Here is an 18,484-nt window from a genome sequence, read left to right as displayed (position 1 = left end):
CTCCTCAAATTTTTGGACCGGGAAAGAGTATTAATCAAGGAAGAAACAAAGCGTTTCCGGGAATCACCGCTTTCGCTTCATGCTGACTTTCCCACATTAGACGTGCCATCGCGTCGCCTTTTTCATCATAGTATTCTACTTTTAAATCTACCATTTTGCCTGCTTCCAAAGTCATACTGCCTTTACGCTCTGTCCAGCTTTGTTTGAACCAGCTGTCAATCACCAACTTGCCGTCTACCCATACACGGATACCATCATCGGATATCGTGGTGAACGTATAGGTCTCGCTATATTGCGGTTTGATTTTACCCGTCCAGCGAACCGAGAACTGATCGGCATTCACCTTAGGGTCAGCTGCATTGGCACGCCAGTTGTAGTCCAGCTTGCTATCTGTACGGATCAAAACAGGACTTCCATTCAAATTCATATTGTTAAAATATTCGCCACGCAACCCGTTCACATATACCACATCAGGAACAGAAGGAGGAGTCGGAGCTGGGGGAACGATCACTACTGGCGGAGCCGGGATAGGCTCACTTTGTCCCTCGTCCGGTAAGGTCGGTATATCTGTCCCAGGTGGTTGAATCGTTTCCAATCCATTCTTCACATCATCCCGCGTCAAACTCCTCGAATCATTCATATAATCCTGAATTTGATTTGTTGTGTTATTCTCAGTCAGCATCTTGCCCCAAGTCATGGAATATACCCATTTAGGTTGAGCCTGCAACACCTCAGAACTAGGCATCTCACCGTGCTCCCCAATGGCAATCGGCTTATTCCGTGCCAGCCCAAGCAGACCTTCGTAATGACTTTGCTTAAAATCATTGTTGTAAATATCTACTGCCAAGATGTCCACTCTGTCATCCCCCGGGTATTTCGGGGTGTACGGGACAGTATACGAATTGGGCGCATTCGGACTCCATACCCACAGCAGATTGTTCAATTGATGTGTGTTGGTAAAACGGTCGTACATGATATTCCATAGCTGATTGAAATTATTTTTGTTTCCCCACCAGAACCAGTCGCCATTCATCTCGTGGTAAGGTCTCCACAAAACCGGAACCCCTGCATCACGAAGCTGCTTTAACGATACAGCGACCTTATCCAGATCGGCAATGAGGAGGTTATACTGCGTAGTACCTGGGGTCACGTATTTGTTGAACTCTGTCTGACTTACTTTCGCCTGTACATTGGCCCAAGTCAGTGGCCTACCTGGTAGCGCTTCATGAAAAGTCATCGTCACAATACCACCGGATCTGTCCCAACGGATAGCACTATCGACGACATTTTTACGTTGCGCTGCTTCTGTAGCGTCAGATTGACCAGAGATAGCTCCCATCTCATAGCCGTGTACACCTACATATGCCTGACTGATTTTTTGGACCTTGTTACTTAATTCATCCGGACTTTCCAAATAATCATGCTGACCGGTGACTATTTTTTTCCCTGAGATGTTGAGTAAATAATTGTATAGTTCACGGGCCTGAATAGAAGCGTCCGAATTAACAGGTTGTAATGAAGCGGCATTCGCCACAGACAGAGAATCACCAAAACCGACGGGCAACAATGAAAAAAGTATAACAACGGGGAGTACATGACGTATCAGTCGATACAGAGGAATAAAATTGAATCTCACTTTCGCTCTTCCTTTCGGTAGCCAGGCTGCCATCCTTGTGGAAGGCCCTTTAGCTTTGCGTACCTGCCTTTCGACAGGGCTGCGTTTATCGTTGGAAGGAGTTTGGATTCCTTCTTACCCTAAGTATCGACTTTATTTTACCAAAATTTAATAGGTCATGTTCATGAATTTACAGGTTTTCGCCCAAATTCGACAGTTTGGGCCATGAATTTTCATGAATTTGTCTTTTTTTCGTTTTCACGAAAATAATTATGAGATAAATTGGTGACGGGAAATTTCATTCCAATCCATACAAAAGCGGACAATATCCTCTTCAACCAATTCAGAGCCAGTCTGCACCTCAATAAAATCCACATCGGTCACAGCCAAAATGCTATGCTTCGTCCCTTCAGGAATGCGGACTACATCACCAGCCTTTACTTTGTGTAGCTTCTCATTCAAAATAATTTCCGCTTCACCGCTAATAATGGTCCAGATTTCACTCCGTTTGAAATGAAGCTGGTAGCTGATATTTTTGCCTTTTCGTACGCGGATTCGTTTGGTCAATACCTCGTTACCCTCGTCATATTTGACATAATCCACAACCCGATACTGCCCCCAACGACGTTCTTCATACATTGGACGCTGATCATGAGCCTTGAGCACTTCTTTAATACGAGGACTTTCTGCCTTATTGGTCACAAGAATGCCATCCGGGCTAGCGGCTACAATCAGATCATTCGTTCCAATGATCGCCACAGGAATGTCCAACTCGTTAATAAGACTCGTATTGACGCAATCCTCCGTTACTACACCTCTGCCCACTTGTTGATTAGACATTTCTTCTGTGAGCGTATTCCAAGTACCTAAATCCTTCCAAAAACCATCATACGGAAGAACTACAATGTCCTTTTCCTTCTCGACTACTTCATAGTCAAAACTGATTTTTTCCAGAGATGCGTATTGCTTTTGCATTTCTTCATAATTCAGCGGCAATCCCTTGGATGCCAAGATATCCAGCAAATAACTTAATTTGAACGCAAAAACCCCGCAGTTCCATAGAGCATTGCGTTCAATCAGACGCTCCGCCTGCTCCCGGTCGGGTTTCTCTTGAAAATGGCTCACTTCGCGGTAGCCAGTGCTACCTTGGGTGGCATCGTTTTTCGGAATAATGTAACCATATTTCTCTGAAGGATAGGAAGGGACAACCCCGATTAATGCAAGCTTGCCTTCACTCTCCTGAAGCGTATGTTCCAGTTGGGCTACGGAGGCGAAGAAAGCATCCTCAACATAAGGATCTACAGGCAATATAGCTACAATTTCATCAGGTGAAACACCCGCAATGGAATATAAATAAGTCGCTGTCAGCGCAATCGCAGGAAAGGTGTCTCTGCGTTCTGGCTCAACAATGATACGCGTATTCGGCCCAACCTGACTCTGGATCATTTCGACCTGTGCTCTCCCTGTCGCAATAAACGAGGATTCTGATAATCCGTTGTCTCCCAATTGTCTCCATACCCGCTGTACCATGGATTCCGAAGTCCCCTCCGGGCTCTCCAGTACCTTCAAAAATTGTTTGGAACGGGAATCGTTGGACAAAGGCCATAATCTTTTACCGGAACCACCAGACAAAAGTACGAGCTTCATAACTCTCCACTTCCTCTCTATAATGTATGGGTGATCGGATGGGGCAGGGTTGAGTAGTCCGCTACGGGCTGGATTTGATCTTACGATCGCTGTTGGACCGGGATTCATTCGATTATATAAAATCGTATATAGGTTTGAATCCCGGTACAAAGGCGAACGCTATCGCTTCTCCAGATTCAAATCCACCCCTGCGCTACTCAAAAATGCATCATGCCGATCATATCGTTTATTGCAAAAGGCGCGACCGGACATTATTAAGTCCGGTCAGCCTGTTAGCGCTCACGCGCTCGGCCCAGCCGCGAGGCGCTTTGATCGGAAGGAGCGGCATCAACCGCGCCGCTCCTTCCGATACGCCCTTCCTACTCCCATCCCATAAGGTGGGAGTTTAAAACTGTGACTCCACGGCGGAAAGCAACGGAGCGGGCAGAATTGTTCTGAAGAAGCGTCAGCGTTTGCCTTTACCCCCGGATTTTAACCTTTGAATGTTTTACACAATCAAGAAAATCCGGGGGTAACAGCAATCGGAAGAACAATCTGCACGCGCAGCGCCTCCCCCACCACCACAGTCACTTTTTAAACTTCCACTTTATCTCTGTTCCACCCACTCATCCGCGGACGACCCACGGAATAGTATTCCAGCCCGGAGCCTTGAATCTGTTCCTCGGCGAATACGTTACGACCGTCAATTAGAACCGGTTTGCGCAGAAGGGAGGCCAGTTGTACGAGATCGACCTTTTTGAACTCTTCCCAATCGGTCAACAGGCACACAGCGTCGCTACCTTCGGCGGCTTGCTGTGGGGATGAGCACCACACAATATTCGGGTGATCCACGTGCTCCTTGAATTTATCCATCGCAATGGGATCATACAGCTTGACAATTGCGCCTGCCTGAATGAGCGTTTCTACGATTTCCAGTGCTGGAGCTTCGCGGATGTCATCTGTATTTGGCTTGAAGGCGAGGCCCCAAATGCCAATCGACACACCGTTCAGTTGACCCAGCGATTCACGCAGCTTGGATACGATCATAAATCGCTGGTCGGTATTCACCTCGACCACCGATTTCAACAACTTAAATTCATAGTCTACATTACCCGCAATTTGGATAAGCGCATTTGTGTCTTTTGGAAAGCAAGAGCCACCATACCCGATCCCTGCTTGTAGGAAAGAGGAGCCGATCCGTTTGTCCATACCCATACCATCAGCCACACAGGTTACATCGGCGCCAACCTTTTCGCAAATATTAGCGATTTCGTTAATGAACGAAATTTTAGTTGCCAGGAACGCATTGGACGCGTATTTGATCATTTCAGCACTACGGATATCCGTCACATAGATTTTATCCGTGAACACCTGATGCAGAGTGACCATTGTTTCACGCAATCCAGTATTGTCCAAACCAATAATGATGCGATCCGGATGAAGCGTATCATTGATAGCTGAGCCTTCTCTCAGAAACTCCGGCGCAGATACGATATCGAAAGACAAACTCGTGTGACGAGCCAATACGTCCTTAATCTTTTCGTTCGTTCCGACAGGTACAGTACTCTTGGTCATAATAATCTTATACCCGTTCATGGCTTTCCCAACATCAGCAGCCGCCTGTTCAATGTAGGACAAGTTCGCCTCGCCGTTAGCCAGAGAAGGCGTACCTACCGCCAAAATGACGATATCCGACCGGCGTACCGCATCAGCCAAATCCGAAGTAAACTCCAATCGACCTGCTTCCAGATTCAGCGCAATCAATTCCTCAATACCCGGTTCATAAATCGGAGATTCTGCCCGGTTCAACATGTCGATTTTGTACTGCTCCAGATCGACACAAATCACCTCATTACCTTTTTGCGCAAAACATACACCCGAGACGAGCCCAACGTATCCAGTACCAATTACAGCCAGCTTCATTCCGTTCATCCTCCTTTTAGAAAGTTCACATAGGCTTGTTCTACATACTTTTTCAGTTGATCCTTGAAGTTATCTTCATCAAATTTGCGGGCATGGGTAATGATATCGTCCACATTCCATGCATGCTGCTCGACCTTTGCGACGGCCTCTAGCACATCCTCTACTTGATGCTTGCGGAAAAATACGCCGTTCACATGAGGAACAATCGTATCCAGCGCTCCCCCACCCTGAAAAGCGATAACAGGCCGTCCGGCCGCATTCGCCTCCAAAGGCGTAATACCGAAGTCCTCTTCGCCCGGAAAAACGAGCGCTCGGCATTCTGCCATCAGCTTGTTAACCTCTTCGTCCTCAAGCCTGCCGAGGAACTCAATGTTCGGGGCAGCCATACCTTCGAGTCGTTTACGATCTGGTCCTTCACCCACAATGCGCAGCTTGAGACCGTTACGTTTGAATGCTTCGATCGCGAGATCGATGCGCTTGTAGGACACCAATCGGGATACGATCAGGTAATAGTCACCGATGTTTGTAGCGCGTTTAAAACGGGATGTATTAATAGGTGGGAAAATGACATCCGAATCCCTTTGGTAATAGTGCAAAATTCTTCTTTTAACAACCGAAGAGTTGGCGACAAACTGGTCTACGTTGCGCGAAGTTTTGGCATCCCATGTTTTCAACCGGTTCATGTACAGCTTTAGCATGTTTTTGAGCAGGTTGGATTTGGACTGCCGGGCCATATATGTATCGTAATCCCAGGCAAACCGCATCGGTGTGTGACAATAACAAATGTGAAACGTATGTTTGGGTACCTGGATGCTTTTCATAAATGCACTGCTGGAGCTTAAAACAATATCGAAATCCCTAAAATCAAAATCACGGATAGCGATGGGATATAGCGGCAGCACTCCTTTGAAGTTGGCCTTCACTCCTGGGACTTTTTGTAGCCAAGTGGCTCTAATATCCGCATCTTTCAAGTTACGCGACAGGCGGTCGTCGCTGAACACCGTTGTGAAGATAGGAGCCTCCGGATACATATCGTGGAATACCTCTACTACCCTTTCCGCTCCGCCCATTTGGATTAAGTAATCGTGTGCTATCGCTATTTTCATCTAAATCATCCTTTAACGCGAATGTCGGTCAGACTCCTGCCAACAAACCCTTATAGTAATGAACTATATCCTTAACTGTGTTCTCGATGACAAAATGCTTCTTGACCCGTTCCATCCCTCTCTCACCCATCTGCTGACGTTCCTGTGGATGCTCCAACATCCAGCGGATGGCTTCTTCCAGCTTAGCCGGGTCACCCGGTTCAATAAGTAGCCCGGTTTCATGGGGTACCACCGTTTCCTTGGGTCCACCCTCATTGGAAGCAATCACTGGGAGACCAGCAGCCATGCCTTCAATAATGACCTGACCGAATGGTTCTGGTGTAATAGAGGTATGAATCAGTAAATCACAACGCTGCATCAGGCCTTGAATGTCATCGACGTGCCCCAGCAGATTGACATTAGCCAACCCGTATTCGCGCATCGTGGACTCTAATCGTTGCTTGTATTCCTCTTCTCCGAACAATGCATCTCCAGCCAGCCAGAATTTCACGCGCTGATCTGGTAAAAAGGAACGTGCCGCTTCCAGTAAAATATGTTGTCCCTTCCATTCCGCCAATCTGCCGACCAATACGACGTTAAACGAGTCATCACCACGTGAATGCGCAGCCGTGTCACGTGCTGTAATTGCTTTGGCAAAAGCGGAATAAACGACGAGCGTCTTTTTGTCCGGGGGTAACTCCAATGCACTCAGCGTGGACTTGGAATTGGCAATCACTCCGTTGGGCAAAAAGCGGGACATCAGCCGAATCCCTTTGGCTACAATCGGCTTCAGATACGGCGGACCGATGTGATCACGGATATGCCAGATCAAGGGCAGCTTCGCCGATTTGGCAGCTACTGTACCATACAGTGCAGACTTGAGCGAGTTCGTGTGAACGCACACGACCTTTTCCTCACGCAGCAAGGGCGCAAGTTTTCTACCGTATGCCAGCAAACGAAAAGCTGCTGCAGGCGCACCTAGATTCACGGCGTTCCGTCCCCGATTGCGAATCGAATCGTCCAATGGAACGATGCGCACATCAATATCACGCTGCCGAAGCCGATCTGCCAAATCGCCCTCCTCTGCCAAAATAACGAGCGGGTCGATATGTTCCCCGATATTCGTCAGTATGTTATACAAAGCGACTTCGCCGCCGCTCCATCTTGCCGTATGGTCAATATAAGCTACTCTCATCATTTCGCCGCCGCCTTTCTGTCAAGGACCTGTCGGAACACCTCTTCCACCTGCTCCGCTACATGTCCCCATGTATATCTGCTCAGGACATGGTCCCGGCATTCCCTTGCATTCGGTAGAAGTTCACGATGATCCAGCACACGCAGCAACCCTTCAGCAATGGCTTCACTGTCCGTTCCCTGGAACAATAGCTCGGGACGGAATCCCCTTAAAATTTCCTTGCTACCGCCCACAGGAGTGGCCAGCACTGGCAGTCCCGAAGCCATTGCCTCCACCGTGATCAGACCGAAACCTTCCAGCGCCTGTGTAGGTACGACGAACAAATTCGATGCTTGGTGGTACAGTGGAAGCTCCTCATCCGACACATAACCGAGCAGCCTTACATGGTTATGAAGATTGTATTCCGCTACCTTGGAAGCCAATTCCTCCATCAAGGGGCCCTTCCCTCCAATCAGCAGCAGATGATCAGGATGACGCTCGGTTACTCGTCGCCATGCTTCGAGTAGCTGTAGCAGTCCCATTCGATTAACAAGACGACGAACGGTTAGCACAATCGTCGCGTTTTGCGGCAAATTCAGACGCTCTCGTACTGCTCCCCGATCCTCTGCTGGGTGGAACCTTTCTACATTCGCCGCTCCGGGAATAATGTGAATTTTGCTGAGTGGAACCTTATAGTGCTCATGCAAAATATCCCGAAAAGTCTCGCTTAGCACTATAAATTTATCCGACAGACCGTAGGCCTTCATTTCAATGGATTTAGCCAACGTCGTTTTTAGAAAATGCTTGATACCCTGTCCTTCAATCTTCATTTCCTCCGTCCACGGTCCGTGAAAGGTGGTAACTACCGGGATTCCTCTTTTTTTCGCCTCCAGCGCTGGCCCGACACTATAGGGAGCAAAATGGGAATACAATATATCCATCGGTTGCTTGTCGAACAACTCTGCTGCATATTTTTGCATTAGCTCCCGGCGCTTCCAGATGGATTGCTGCTTGCTGCCAATCGTATGAATCCGAATACGGTCGGGTGCTTGCGGCTGCTCGTCACTACAGATTAGAGCATCCAACGTATTGCGCTCTAACGTAAGCTGCTCACAGATCGATTGGAAATATGTGTTGAGGCCTCCTGGCTGCAAAGACGGCCAGCTCAACCCCGTTGCCGCAATACGAAATCCGTTATTGTACGACATAGCTGGTTTCTCCTTTCTGCTCGGTATGTCCGTCATCCACGATTTCTATCTTTTTTCGCCGCTTGGTTAGCTCATAATGCTTGAAGCAGACGAGAAACTCATACATCACCCAGAAAACGGCTACGGCAAAACCCGCCAATCCCTTGCGGTATAAGCCTTGGACAAAATACTTCTGCACAAAGCGGGCAGGAGGCCGCCACAACAGTCTGGTCATCCGAAAGGATCTTCCTTTGTTAAACGCCGTCTCTGCTTCCAGATCTGTATATTTATTAAAACGGGTCATATGATCACTGATGCTGCGGAAGCCGTAGTGCCATAACACACCCTCCAGATTGACAATCTGGGAAGAGGCTACATCCGGCATTTCATGAACAAGACTATTCGTAATGCCATAAATACGACGATTGTACAAACGAACCAGATATTCGCCTTTATTCATCCATTTGCCGAGAAAATCACCAATCCGAAATACGGAATATGCTTTGGCCGGATCGTGGAGCGTTTCTTTTACTTTCAACAAATCTCCAAGCAACTCTGCATCCACTACTTCGTCCGTATCAATCAGGAATATCCAATCAAATTCCGCTTTTTCAACACCAAACATGCGCTGCTTGGCATAACCGGGCCACGGGTTAGAAAACACCCGACAGCCCAAGGATTCAGCTACCTGAATCGTATTGTCCTTGCTCCCTCCGTCAATGACGACGATATCGTCCGCAAAGGGCTTGCAGGATTTAATGGCGGCTGTGATTCGAGTGCCATCATCCTGAGCGATAATAACTACGGATATCCGGTTGTCCGCGGGAACGCTAGACATGTGGTTCATTAGCGGGTGCCTCCTTCTTTATCTAACCGTTAACTGGCTTTTTCCGGATGTAGTGTGACATCGTTGATCGGAGCCATTGAAAATCTTGTTTGGAAATAAGCAGTCTTGGAATCTTCATTTTTAGAACGAATTTAACATTACATAAAATGAAAATGAACCGTAGAATCCCCGAAGACAGCATTGCTATCCCTGCACCCGTCAATCCATATCTCGGCACGAGTATGGACAGCAATGGAATGACGAGCGCCAATCCGACACCCTGTAGAATGGTAACCAGTTTGGGCTTACCCAACGCCATAAATTGTTGTGCCAGCACCATGGTCCCTCCACTGATAGCAACCTCAAGCACAAGGAACCGGAATACCGTAAGCGCTTGTTTAAACTCTTGACCATATAACAATGTAAATACGAACGGAGCAATCAGCATCAGCATCATCGCAGCCAGAAAGGTTGCTGTTGATGTCACTCGAAATGCCCGAAATGTTATGTCCACCGCCTCTTCCTTATTCAGACCAGAGGCTTTGGGAAACAGCACGACAATGATCGAGGTAGAAAATACATTCACCATCCTGGCCAAGCTGACCGCTACTGCATATAAACCGAGATCAGCGGGTCTGAGCAGACCCGCAATCAAAATCTGATCAATATAAGTGGAAACCTGCCCCATGAGATCATTTCCGTATGAACCCATACCGTAGGTAAAGAGATTTTTAAATTGCGTCCAGCTGTTCTTTACCTTGGGTTTGTACAGCCGAATCATTCGTATCGTGACACCGATATAAATCGGCAAGCCTGGTAGTAAATAAGCCAATGCCGAGGTGTACGGATTCATATTTCCGGTTAGGATCAGAATCGCCAGACCCAGCAACGTACTTAGCGGTACCAGATACCGGAATAAATTGTACTGCTTATATTCCGAGCGAACTTGAAGCAATGCATTATTGATCTGTGAAATCGCTATGAGCGGACACATCATCATGGAACACTGCGCGAAAAGGATGACCGATGAAGAAAAAGAGCGCAGCCAATAAGGAATTAGAAATACTCCGACGAGTGTCGCCAAGCCCCCGAACATGGTAGCCAGCAACAAGGCCAAACCATATAGCTTGCCCGTTTCCTCCGGTTTCCTTTTCGCATTGTAAATCAATGCAGAAGGGACACCGAAGCTCATGCAGAAGGCGAGAAATTGAGACCAGTTCACCATCGCTGTCTGTTCCCCGCGTCCAGTAGGACCCAGGAATCGTGCCGTTAGCACACCAGTCAGCATGTTCACGACGAGAATCAGCATACTGAATATCATCGTTTTTACTGCTGCAGAGCTGTTATCCTTGCTTTTGGCAAACCGAATCACTGTGGACCATAGTGTCCGGACAGGTGCGGATAATGCTTGTAAGTTTTGCACAGCCTTTACCTTCTTTCCGCGATGACATCTTTTGCCCATAGTCCTATTCCGATCATCATCCAGATCAGATAGCCGCGCATACCCGGGAAACCATTATCCGATATGAGACTGGCTACAGCTCCAGCCCACGTAGCCAACGCCAGTCTGATATAAGGCTGACTGGAATCTCGTTCGGCAATACGGACGAGAAGGCGCTTGATGATAACGAACAGACCACCGAAGAAAAAGAAGGCTCCGAAAATACCGAAGGTGAGGAAAATGGCAATATACCCATTATCCATAATCCCAAGTTCACCGAGATCGCCGCCGTTATCAAGCTTGGTTCCGATTCCTACACTCCCGATCCCCTGCCCGACTGGATTGCTAGTAATCGCCGGAAGCATCGTATGCAGTAAATCCAAACGCTCGTTGTACGAATGATCCTGTTGAATATCCGTCAGCGTCTGCATACGAGCCACCAAACCCTCTGCCCCTGGAAGTTTTGGAACAATAATGTAGAGAAGAAGACCGACGACAGCTAGTTGAACCAAGGTCTTCCACTTCCCCTTGGAAGATGAACTGAGAATATAAGCCAGCAACATGACGAATGCAATTAGCCAGGCTGAACGTACCAGCGTGATTAAGAGACAAACGACCGTCAGCAGAATTCCGATCCATCCCAAAGTGCCACGCCACCGTTTTTCCATTAGCATGGGTACAAGTGCCATCGCCAGGAAAATAGCGCACGGACCGGGCGAGTTCATGGAAGAAAACACTCTGATTTGAAGCGGTTCTGGAACACCAATGGAATTCATTTCTACATGATTCATCCAAAACGCATCCCAAGGAGGAACTGTCAAATACTGAATAATGCCGTAAATCGCCACAAGAACAGCAATGTTGGCATATGAATACAGCAGTCGGTCCAGTTCCTTCGCTTTCATAGGCTTAATCGCAAAATATGGCAATAGGATCAAAGGAACCACATAATTGGCTAAATCATAAGCAAAAACAATACCATTTTTGAATACCCCGACGACACTTCCGTAGGCCAATTCTATGCCGAAAAATACAGCAATTCGGGTTAATGGCTTTTCTGCCAGATGAATACCCCGCAGCACAGGAATAATCAACATGCTGCTTACCAGCAGCGGTGCCACACTCAACAAGGAAACCGAGTGGTAGGTTCCCTCCAACCAATCCGCAATACGGCGGATTTCCGGGCCTACTGCCCACACTACCAGCGTGTAAGGAATCAGTAGCCGGGATTGCAAGATCGCCAGCAGGAAGGCCGGAAAAACGAGCGCCAGCAATATGGCTCCCTGCTGGCTCATGGTGGGATTCATCTTGGCGCTGGCAAATCCGATGGCGAGTGGCAGCATACAAGCCAGCAACCCCATGCCGATCATGCCGATTCCACGCCGATTTCCTAGCCAAACGGAAATCTGCTGATCTGCCAACCGACTCATGTTTCTCACCCCTGACCTCCCTTCATCCGCTTCCGCTTGAACATCTCCTTAAACAGCAGAACGAGAAATTGGGAATCCTCAATCAAATATCTTTTCCACAATCGTTTAGGCTCCTGAGACAATCTCCAGAACCATTCAAATCCCGTCTTCTGCATCAGCTCCGGTGCTCTTTTCACATTTCCCGACAGGAAATCAAAGGTCGCTCCCACCCCAATCGAAATCGGAGCGCGGTAAGTCTCATAATATCTGTAAATCCATTTTTCCTGTTTAGGTGCGCCTACACCAACAAAAACGATGTCCGGGCGAGCCTCTTGCAGCAATTGGACAATGTGTCTGTTCTCCTCTTCGTTTTTCTCAAATCCATAAGAAGGAGAGTAACAGCCCACCACGTTCATGTTCGGATAAGATTCCTGGAGATTGAGCATAGCCTTCTCAGGAATACCGTCAGCTGCACCCAGAAAAAATAAACGATAGCCTCGATCCTCAAAAGCCTCCCCCAACCGAGTGAACAAATCTGACCCGGACACTTTTTGTTTGAGGGGCTTTTTCAGTAACTTGGACGCCCATATGATAGGCATCCCATCGGCCACTACAGCTCCGGCATCTGAATACACCTTGCGGAATTCATCATCCTTGCGAAGCTTGATCACATGATCGACATTACAGGTCAAAATGTAGGAATGACGCTGATGTTCAATAGAAGTATCTATAAATTCGAGTAGATCATTAAAATCGTAATTATCAAAGTTGACATCGAACATGTTCACTCTGCTCATCGTATCACTTCTCTTTGCGAAAATCGGTTTGAGTAGATGTCTGGTATAACGCGTTTAAATACCAGCAAAATGGAATAATCATCTGAACCGTCGACAACGTATTATCTGAAAACGAGTAGATCAGAAAGCCTGCAATTAAGCTTGCAAAATAAGGTTTGATAGACTTGGCAAGCGACCGGTAAATGAGAGCGAACACGATCAGCAATGAAAGCATTAATAGCCCGCAACCGATATATCCCGTGTCAAAATAAAAGCGAATATACTCATTATGCGGTACAACGAAACCATTGAATAACGTCCCGTCGTTCGCAACCGTTACCGCGCCAAGACCTCTACCTGACCAAGGGTAATCATGTACTCTGTTCAAAAAATATTCCCATGCCTCCGAGCGTCCCGACAGGTCAATGCCTGTATCGGTCTCCCGTTCGAAGGAGCGTTTTTTTAAATTGTTCCATTGCAGGGCCACCGCCCCCAGAGCAACCAAAAACGATCCGGCCAGCGGTAGCAAATAATTGACTTTCCCCTTGAGGTACTGACGGGCAATATCAAACAGATACACAGCAAACATTAATAACAATGCCAGAATCGGTCCACGTGTACCGGTGGCGATCAGAATCAAAAAGTTCAGTGCCAACACTGTGTAATAAAAAGCGGCTTGCTTGGGTTTGCGCTTGACCTCAATTAGAGAGACGGCAATTCCGAGAAAGGAGAGCATTGCCAGATGCGGTGGTATATTCGCTCCTTGTACTCTGACTGCGCCCGTAAATTCCACATCCGTAAACGAATGCAGCCCTAGAACCTGCAAACCCAGCCCAATGACCACACTAATAATTGGCAACAGACTGATCAGTCGGATATGCTTTTCTGCCACATCCTTTTTCCACTGGATCAGTAAAAAAAAGAAAGGGAGTGATAAACCGACGAACGCCTTGACGGCAATCGAGGTCGTTAACAAAGGCATCCATGCTGAAAATCCAAATGTGATCCCCAGCATGATCACCAATGCCCAGACCGGATAGCTGAACTTGAGACGTATGCCATACACGAGCATGCACGGCACCAGCAGAGCCAAAATGCCCAATTTGTACAATGACAAAATCTCAATACCGAACACGCCGCCCTGATACAGAGAATCGACTGAGACTGCTGTACTTAGCAAAACAGCATAGCTGATGCGCTCCGGATGATGGATAGAAACAGCCAGCAAGAGCAGTAAACATACCGCCGCAATACTGACCACCGGCTGATAGGTAGCCGCAATTCCTACAGCAAGAGCGCCCAGTAGAAAAATAAAAACATGCTGTATGGTGTTTATTCTAGTAGTCCAAGGATAGTTACTCATGTTCCATCTTTCACCCCGCAGCTGACTCGCTTTTCCGGTTGCGCAGTGTATCCAGCGTCCCACGGATACTTTCAAGCCTGCACCGGTTCAACAGCTTCCTGCCCTCACTACGCGCCAGCAGGGAATCCAAAGTGATGTATAACACTTTGGCTGCCGTCTTCGCCATCAGCATCGCGTTGCCGCGCAGACCTACGGCCTGAGCAGCGTTAGACATGCCCTGACAATAGTAGCGGTTCATGATCCATTCTTTTGTTAACCGTGAAGCCGGCACAAAATGTTCCACAGACATGTGTGGATGATACATAATCGTTCCACCATTTTTACGGATTTGCTCGAATACCCACGATTCTTCACCAGATAGAAGGATATCTCCCTTTCTGCCTAGATGAAGCGGGAACATAACAGCGGCAAAAGCCGTTTTACGCATCGCCATATTCGCTCCAAATGGATTCAGTCCCGACGGATATTCACGAATGGCTTTGCCCAGATCAATAATCGTGTAAGGCAGTTCAAGCGGGCCTGTCAGCCAACCCGGTCGTTCCGTCTCAAACATAGGGTCAATTTTCCCACCCATAGCCGTCAGCTCAGGATTGTTCCCGAATGCTGACATAATCGTTTGCAACCATGTAACACACGGAATTGCATCATCATCGAGAAAAGCAATGACTTCCGCTCTTGATAACGTAATGCCTGCATTACGAGCAGCAGACAGTCCTTGTTCGCGCTCATAATGATATCGGAGATGGATATTCTGACCATGGGCGACGGTGAACCTTTTGATCGTCGCTGCTGTATGATCAGTGGATCGGTTATCGACCACAATGATCTCAGCCAGTGCAAGGTCTTCCAGCTCCAGCAGGGACATTAACGTTTTCTCCAGCAGGTCCGCCCGGTTATAGGTGCAAATAACGACGGACACTGCGGGACATCGCTTGAATGCATCCATCAGTAAGCATCCTTGGAGAACAGCATTTTAACGCCTGTTTTCATGATGATTTTTAAATCGAGCCACGTATTGCGAACATGAATATACTTCAAATCCATTTGCACCATTTCTTCGAAGCCTACACTGTTACGTGCGCTCACCTGCCAGTAACCCGTACATCCCGGTGTTACAATCAGGCGTTGCTTATCATAATCGGAATATTGCTCGACCTCGCTGGGCAACGGCGGACGCGGACCGACTAAAGTCATGTCGCCGACCAACACGTTCCACAGCTGCGGGATCTCATCAATACTCGTCTTGCGCAGAAAACTGCCAATTTTCGTGATCCGAGGATCGTTTTTAATTTTGAACATGGCGCCGCTCACTTCATTCAGCTCCATCAAGTCCTTTTTCAGTTCCTCAGCATTGGACACCATTGAACGGAATTTATACATATCGAATAACTTCTCATTCTTGCCCACCCGAGTTTGCTTGAAAAACACGCTTCCCTTTGGGTCTTCGAGCTTAATCAGAACGCCTACCACTACAAAAAGCGGAAGCAAGACGATCAAGCCCACGAACGACAGCAGCATATCAAGGAGGCGTTTTGTGACCAGGTAGGACGTTTTATCCTGAATTTGTGTATTTCCGTATGGCATGTAAAACGCTTTACCTGACATGACAGCCTCGCCGTCCTCCGGTAAATTTTCCATGCTCATGCTGACGTACCCCCTCTCAACCTGCCGTGGTTGCTTTCTCGGTCTTTTTCAACCATTCATTCATGGCCTCCATAACCGGATACTTCAAATCATCGCTGGCAAGTGCAAATTCAAGTGTGGTTAAAATATATCCAAGACGCTCACCTACGTCATAGCGTGTGCCTTCAAAATCATAGGCGTACACACGCTCACTCTGATTCAGCTTTTGGATCGCATCCGTCAACTGAATTTCGCCGCCAGCTCCTTTTTCCTGAAGATCAAGATATTTGAAAATTTTCGGTGAGAACACGTAGCGACCCATAATAGCCAAATCGGATGGCGCTGTGCCTGGAGCTGGTTTTTCTATAAAATTATTCACTCGGTACAAGCGTCCGTCCTGCTGATCCGGTTCAATGATGCCGTACCGGTTCGTAAATTCCTGCGGTACCCGCTGCACACCGATAACCGAATTTTGTGTTTCCTCATACTGATCCATCAGCTGGCGTAGGCAAGGCTTCTGACCTGTTACGATATCATCGCCCAGCAGCACACCAAACGGCTCGTCCCCGATAAAGCGTCTTGCGCACCATACCGCATGTCCAAGACCTTTGGGTTCTTTTTGGCGAATGTAGTGAATCTCCACTCCCGAAGAACGCTGTACTTCCTCCAGAAGCTTCAGCTTACCGTCCTCGAGCAGTTTTGACTCCAGCTCAAATGCGTTGTCAAAGTGATCCTCAATGGCACGTTTGCCTTTACCCGTAACGATAATAATGTCCTCAATACCAGAAGCAATCGCTTCTTCCACGATATATTGAATCGTAGGCTTGTTGATAATTGGAAGCATTTCCTTAGGCATCGCTTTGGTGGCAGGGAGGAAGCGCGTACCTAACCCTGCTGCTGGAATAATGGCCTTTTTCACTCTTTTCGTCATCGCACTCATTCTCCTTGCTTCATCGAATTTTGGTGTTGCTTACTTCACCTGATTCATCACAATTCCAACCAGCGTCGCACTGGCCTGCTCCATGAGTTGCTTTGTTTTGCGCAGATCTTCCCGTTTGGTACGACCATGTTTAGCAACGAGAATCACACCATCTGTCAAGCCTGCAATCAGGCGGGCATCCGTATAATTCAGCGCCGGAGCTGAATCGAGTAAGATGATGTCATATTCACGTTTGAGCTCTTCCAGCAGCTCAGCCATACGTTCGCTACCGAGCAGATCCGCTGCGTTGTACAGGGTGTCTCCACCGGGAACAACCGATAGCTCCAGGCCACCATGCCTAACGATAGACTTGGAAGAAGCCCCACCGCGCAAATAAGCCGATAGACCTCCGGTATTCTCCATTCCGAATATCTCGTGCAGCGCTGGCTTATGCAGATTGCAATCCACCAGAGCCACCTTCTTGCCTTCTTGTGCAAAAGAAACTCCGATGTTGGCGAGCAGTGTTGTTTTACCCGCTCCGCTTTCCGGCGAGGTCAACAATAGAACCGTCCCACGGTCCTTTTGTCCAATCACCTGCTGCCGAATGTATGTACGGAGGGATCGAAATGATTCCGAGATATACGATGATGGATTACTTTCTGTAATCAACATGTCATTCAATCGCAGCATATTTACGCTCCCCTACCCGTTCTTTGGAATTTCCGGCTGCTCCATCGATGTCCTTCTTGCGAATGACTGGAATCGATGCAATTACCGGAATACCGATGTCTGCGTCTGCCTCTTTTTCCGAGCGCAGCGTGCCGTTAATGCTTTCCAGGAACACAATCGTGCCCAATGCAATCATCAGCGATACGAGAAAACTAATCGCAATATTCATGAGCGGGTTCCCATTAATCGGGTCAGGATTGGCCTGAGGATCCGCTTCATTTAAAATTTTTACATTATTCAATTCCATCAATCCCGGAACCGTCTGTACGAATTTCTGGGTAACCGCGTTTACAACCGCTGCGGCCTGTGGATAGCTCCCTGCCTCAAACGTCAAACCGATAACCTGACTTTTATCCGAGGATTTAATCTGCAGCTTTTCTGCCAACTTCTGCTGTGTCAAACCGAACTCGGGATGAGTCGCTACAACAGCGTCCATAATTTTAGGTGAAGTGAGAATTTGCTTGTAGCTTTCCACCAAATTAAGACTTGTGTTGACGTCGTTCAGATTGTTGCTCCCCTGCTTGGCGGAAATATGATTAACCAGCAGTTGGCTTGAAGCGGAGTAGACTGGCTTCACGACATTGTCGCTCACAAAGTATGTTGTTACACATGAGAGAATGACAAAAATCGCAATCAGCCACAATCTTCTTTTAATCAGGACTAGATAATCCAAAATGGTTTTCTCCACAAAAATCCTCCCTCCTATACAATTTCTCTTCATATTTAAGTATGACTTTATTGTAACAATTGGCTCTGTGAACGACATGGAACCGAATGGCACTTTCTCC

Annotated in this window: 16 protein-coding genes and 1 riboswitch; all 16 genes read right to left on the bottom strand. The window is 47.6% G+C overall.

What is annotated here, in order from left to right; genetic code table 11:
* Nucleotides 1–34 precede the first annotated feature (34 nt).
* The 16 genes from MKX46_RS21675 to MKX46_RS21600 all read right to left on the bottom strand — a co-directional run bounded on the left by MKX46_RS21675 (nucleotide 35) and on the right by MKX46_RS21600 (nucleotide 18,384).
* Complete coding sequence (locus MKX46_RS21675; RefSeq protein ID WP_029516202.1) at nucleotides 35–1,636, bottom strand: glycosyl hydrolase; 1,602 nt, start codon at nucleotides 1,634–1,636, stop codon at nucleotides 35–37.
* 13 nt (nucleotides 1,637–1,649) lie between these two features.
* Nucleotides 1,650–1,730: riboswitch (cyclic di-GMP riboswitch) on the bottom strand.
* A gap of 155 nt (nucleotides 1,731–1,885) precedes the next feature.
* Nucleotides 1,886–3,262, bottom strand: a complete 1,377-nt coding sequence (locus MKX46_RS21670) for a sugar phosphate nucleotidyltransferase (RefSeq protein ID WP_029516201.1) — start codon at nucleotides 3,260–3,262, stop codon at nucleotides 1,886–1,888.
* A gap of 573 nt (nucleotides 3,263–3,835) precedes the next feature.
* Nucleotides 3,836–5,164, bottom strand: coding sequence for a UDP-glucose dehydrogenase family protein (locus tag MKX46_RS21665; RefSeq protein WP_029516200.1), 1,329 nt, complete (start codon nucleotides 5,162–5,164; stop codon nucleotides 3,836–3,838).
* Nucleotides 5,165–5,169: 5 nt separating this feature from the next.
* A complete protein-coding gene (locus MKX46_RS21660; protein ID WP_029516199.1) occupies nucleotides 5,170–6,270 on the bottom strand; it encodes a glycosyltransferase in 1,101 nt (366 codons plus the stop codon).
* Between the two features lie 28 nt (nucleotides 6,271–6,298).
* Nucleotides 6,299–7,447: a glycosyltransferase family 4 protein gene (locus MKX46_RS21655; protein ID WP_029516198.1), complete on the bottom strand. Its 1,149-nt coding sequence runs from the start codon at nucleotides 7,445–7,447 to the stop codon at nucleotides 6,299–6,301.
* Nucleotides 7,444–8,631, bottom strand: a complete 1,188-nt coding sequence (locus tag MKX46_RS21650) for a glycosyltransferase family 4 protein (protein WP_029516197.1) — start codon at nucleotides 8,629–8,631, stop codon at nucleotides 7,444–7,446. The genes MKX46_RS21655 and MKX46_RS21650 overlap by 4 nt, the downstream gene beginning before the upstream one ends.
* Nucleotides 8,618–9,457 carry a glycosyltransferase family 2 protein gene (locus MKX46_RS21645; protein ID WP_039269533.1) on the bottom strand — a complete coding sequence of 280 codons (840 nt, stop codon included), beginning with the start codon at nucleotides 9,455–9,457 and terminating at the stop codon, nucleotides 8,618–8,620. Before MKX46_RS21645 ends, MKX46_RS21650 begins: the two co-directional genes overlap by 14 nt.
* Before the next feature lie 22 nt (nucleotides 9,458–9,479).
* The gene (locus tag MKX46_RS21640) at nucleotides 9,480–10,859 is read right to left on the bottom strand and encodes a lipopolysaccharide biosynthesis protein (protein ID WP_029516196.1); all 1,380 of its coding nucleotides are present in this window, start codon (nucleotides 10,857–10,859) and stop codon (nucleotides 9,480–9,482) included.
* Nucleotides 10,860–10,864: 5 nt separating this feature from the next.
* Nucleotides 10,865–12,307, bottom strand: a complete 1,443-nt coding sequence (locus tag MKX46_RS21635; protein ID WP_029516195.1) for an O-antigen ligase family protein — start codon at nucleotides 12,305–12,307, stop codon at nucleotides 10,865–10,867.
* A gap of 5 nt (nucleotides 12,308–12,312) precedes the next feature.
* Nucleotides 12,313–13,083 carry a WecB/TagA/CpsF family glycosyltransferase gene (locus MKX46_RS21630; protein WP_013309155.1) on the bottom strand — a complete coding sequence of 257 codons (771 nt, stop codon included), beginning with the start codon at nucleotides 13,081–13,083 and terminating at the stop codon, nucleotides 12,313–12,315.
* Between the two features lie 4 nt (nucleotides 13,084–13,087).
* Nucleotides 13,088–14,425, bottom strand: coding sequence for an O-antigen ligase family protein (locus tag MKX46_RS21625; protein ID WP_039269528.1), 1,338 nt, complete (start codon nucleotides 14,423–14,425; stop codon nucleotides 13,088–13,090).
* 10 nt (nucleotides 14,426–14,435) lie between these two features.
* A complete protein-coding gene (locus MKX46_RS21620) occupies nucleotides 14,436–15,371 on the bottom strand; it encodes a glycosyltransferase (protein WP_029516193.1) in 936 nt (311 codons plus the stop codon).
* The gene (locus MKX46_RS21615) at nucleotides 15,371–16,069 is read right to left on the bottom strand and encodes a sugar transferase (protein WP_013309152.1); all 699 of its coding nucleotides are present in this window, start codon (nucleotides 16,067–16,069) and stop codon (nucleotides 15,371–15,373) included. Before MKX46_RS21615 ends, MKX46_RS21620 begins: the two co-directional genes overlap by 1 nt.
* A 16-nt stretch (nucleotides 16,070–16,085) precedes the next feature.
* On the bottom strand, nucleotides 16,086–16,979 hold the full coding sequence (galU, locus tag MKX46_RS21610) for a UTP--glucose-1-phosphate uridylyltransferase GalU (protein ID WP_013309151.1): 894 nt from the start codon (nucleotides 16,977–16,979) through the stop codon (nucleotides 16,086–16,088).
* 39 nt (nucleotides 16,980–17,018) lie between these two features.
* On the bottom strand, nucleotides 17,019–17,657 hold the full coding sequence (locus MKX46_RS21605; RefSeq protein ID WP_029516191.1) for a CpsD/CapB family tyrosine-protein kinase: 639 nt from the start codon (nucleotides 17,655–17,657) through the stop codon (nucleotides 17,019–17,021).
* The gene (locus MKX46_RS21600; RefSeq protein WP_029516190.1) at nucleotides 17,641–18,384 is read right to left on the bottom strand and encodes a YveK family protein; all 744 of its coding nucleotides are present in this window, start codon (nucleotides 18,382–18,384) and stop codon (nucleotides 17,641–17,643) included. Before MKX46_RS21600 ends, MKX46_RS21605 begins: the two co-directional genes overlap by 17 nt.
* Between the last annotated feature and the right edge of the window lie 100 nt (nucleotides 18,385–18,484).

The sequence above is a fragment of the Paenibacillus sp. FSL P4-0113 genome, assembly GCF_038009305.1.
Lineage (GTDB): Bacteria > Bacillota > Bacilli > Paenibacillales > Paenibacillaceae > Paenibacillus > Paenibacillus polymyxa_D.
Note: the sequence above shows the minus strand (reverse complement) of the source record. Positions and strands in the feature narration are given on the sequence as shown.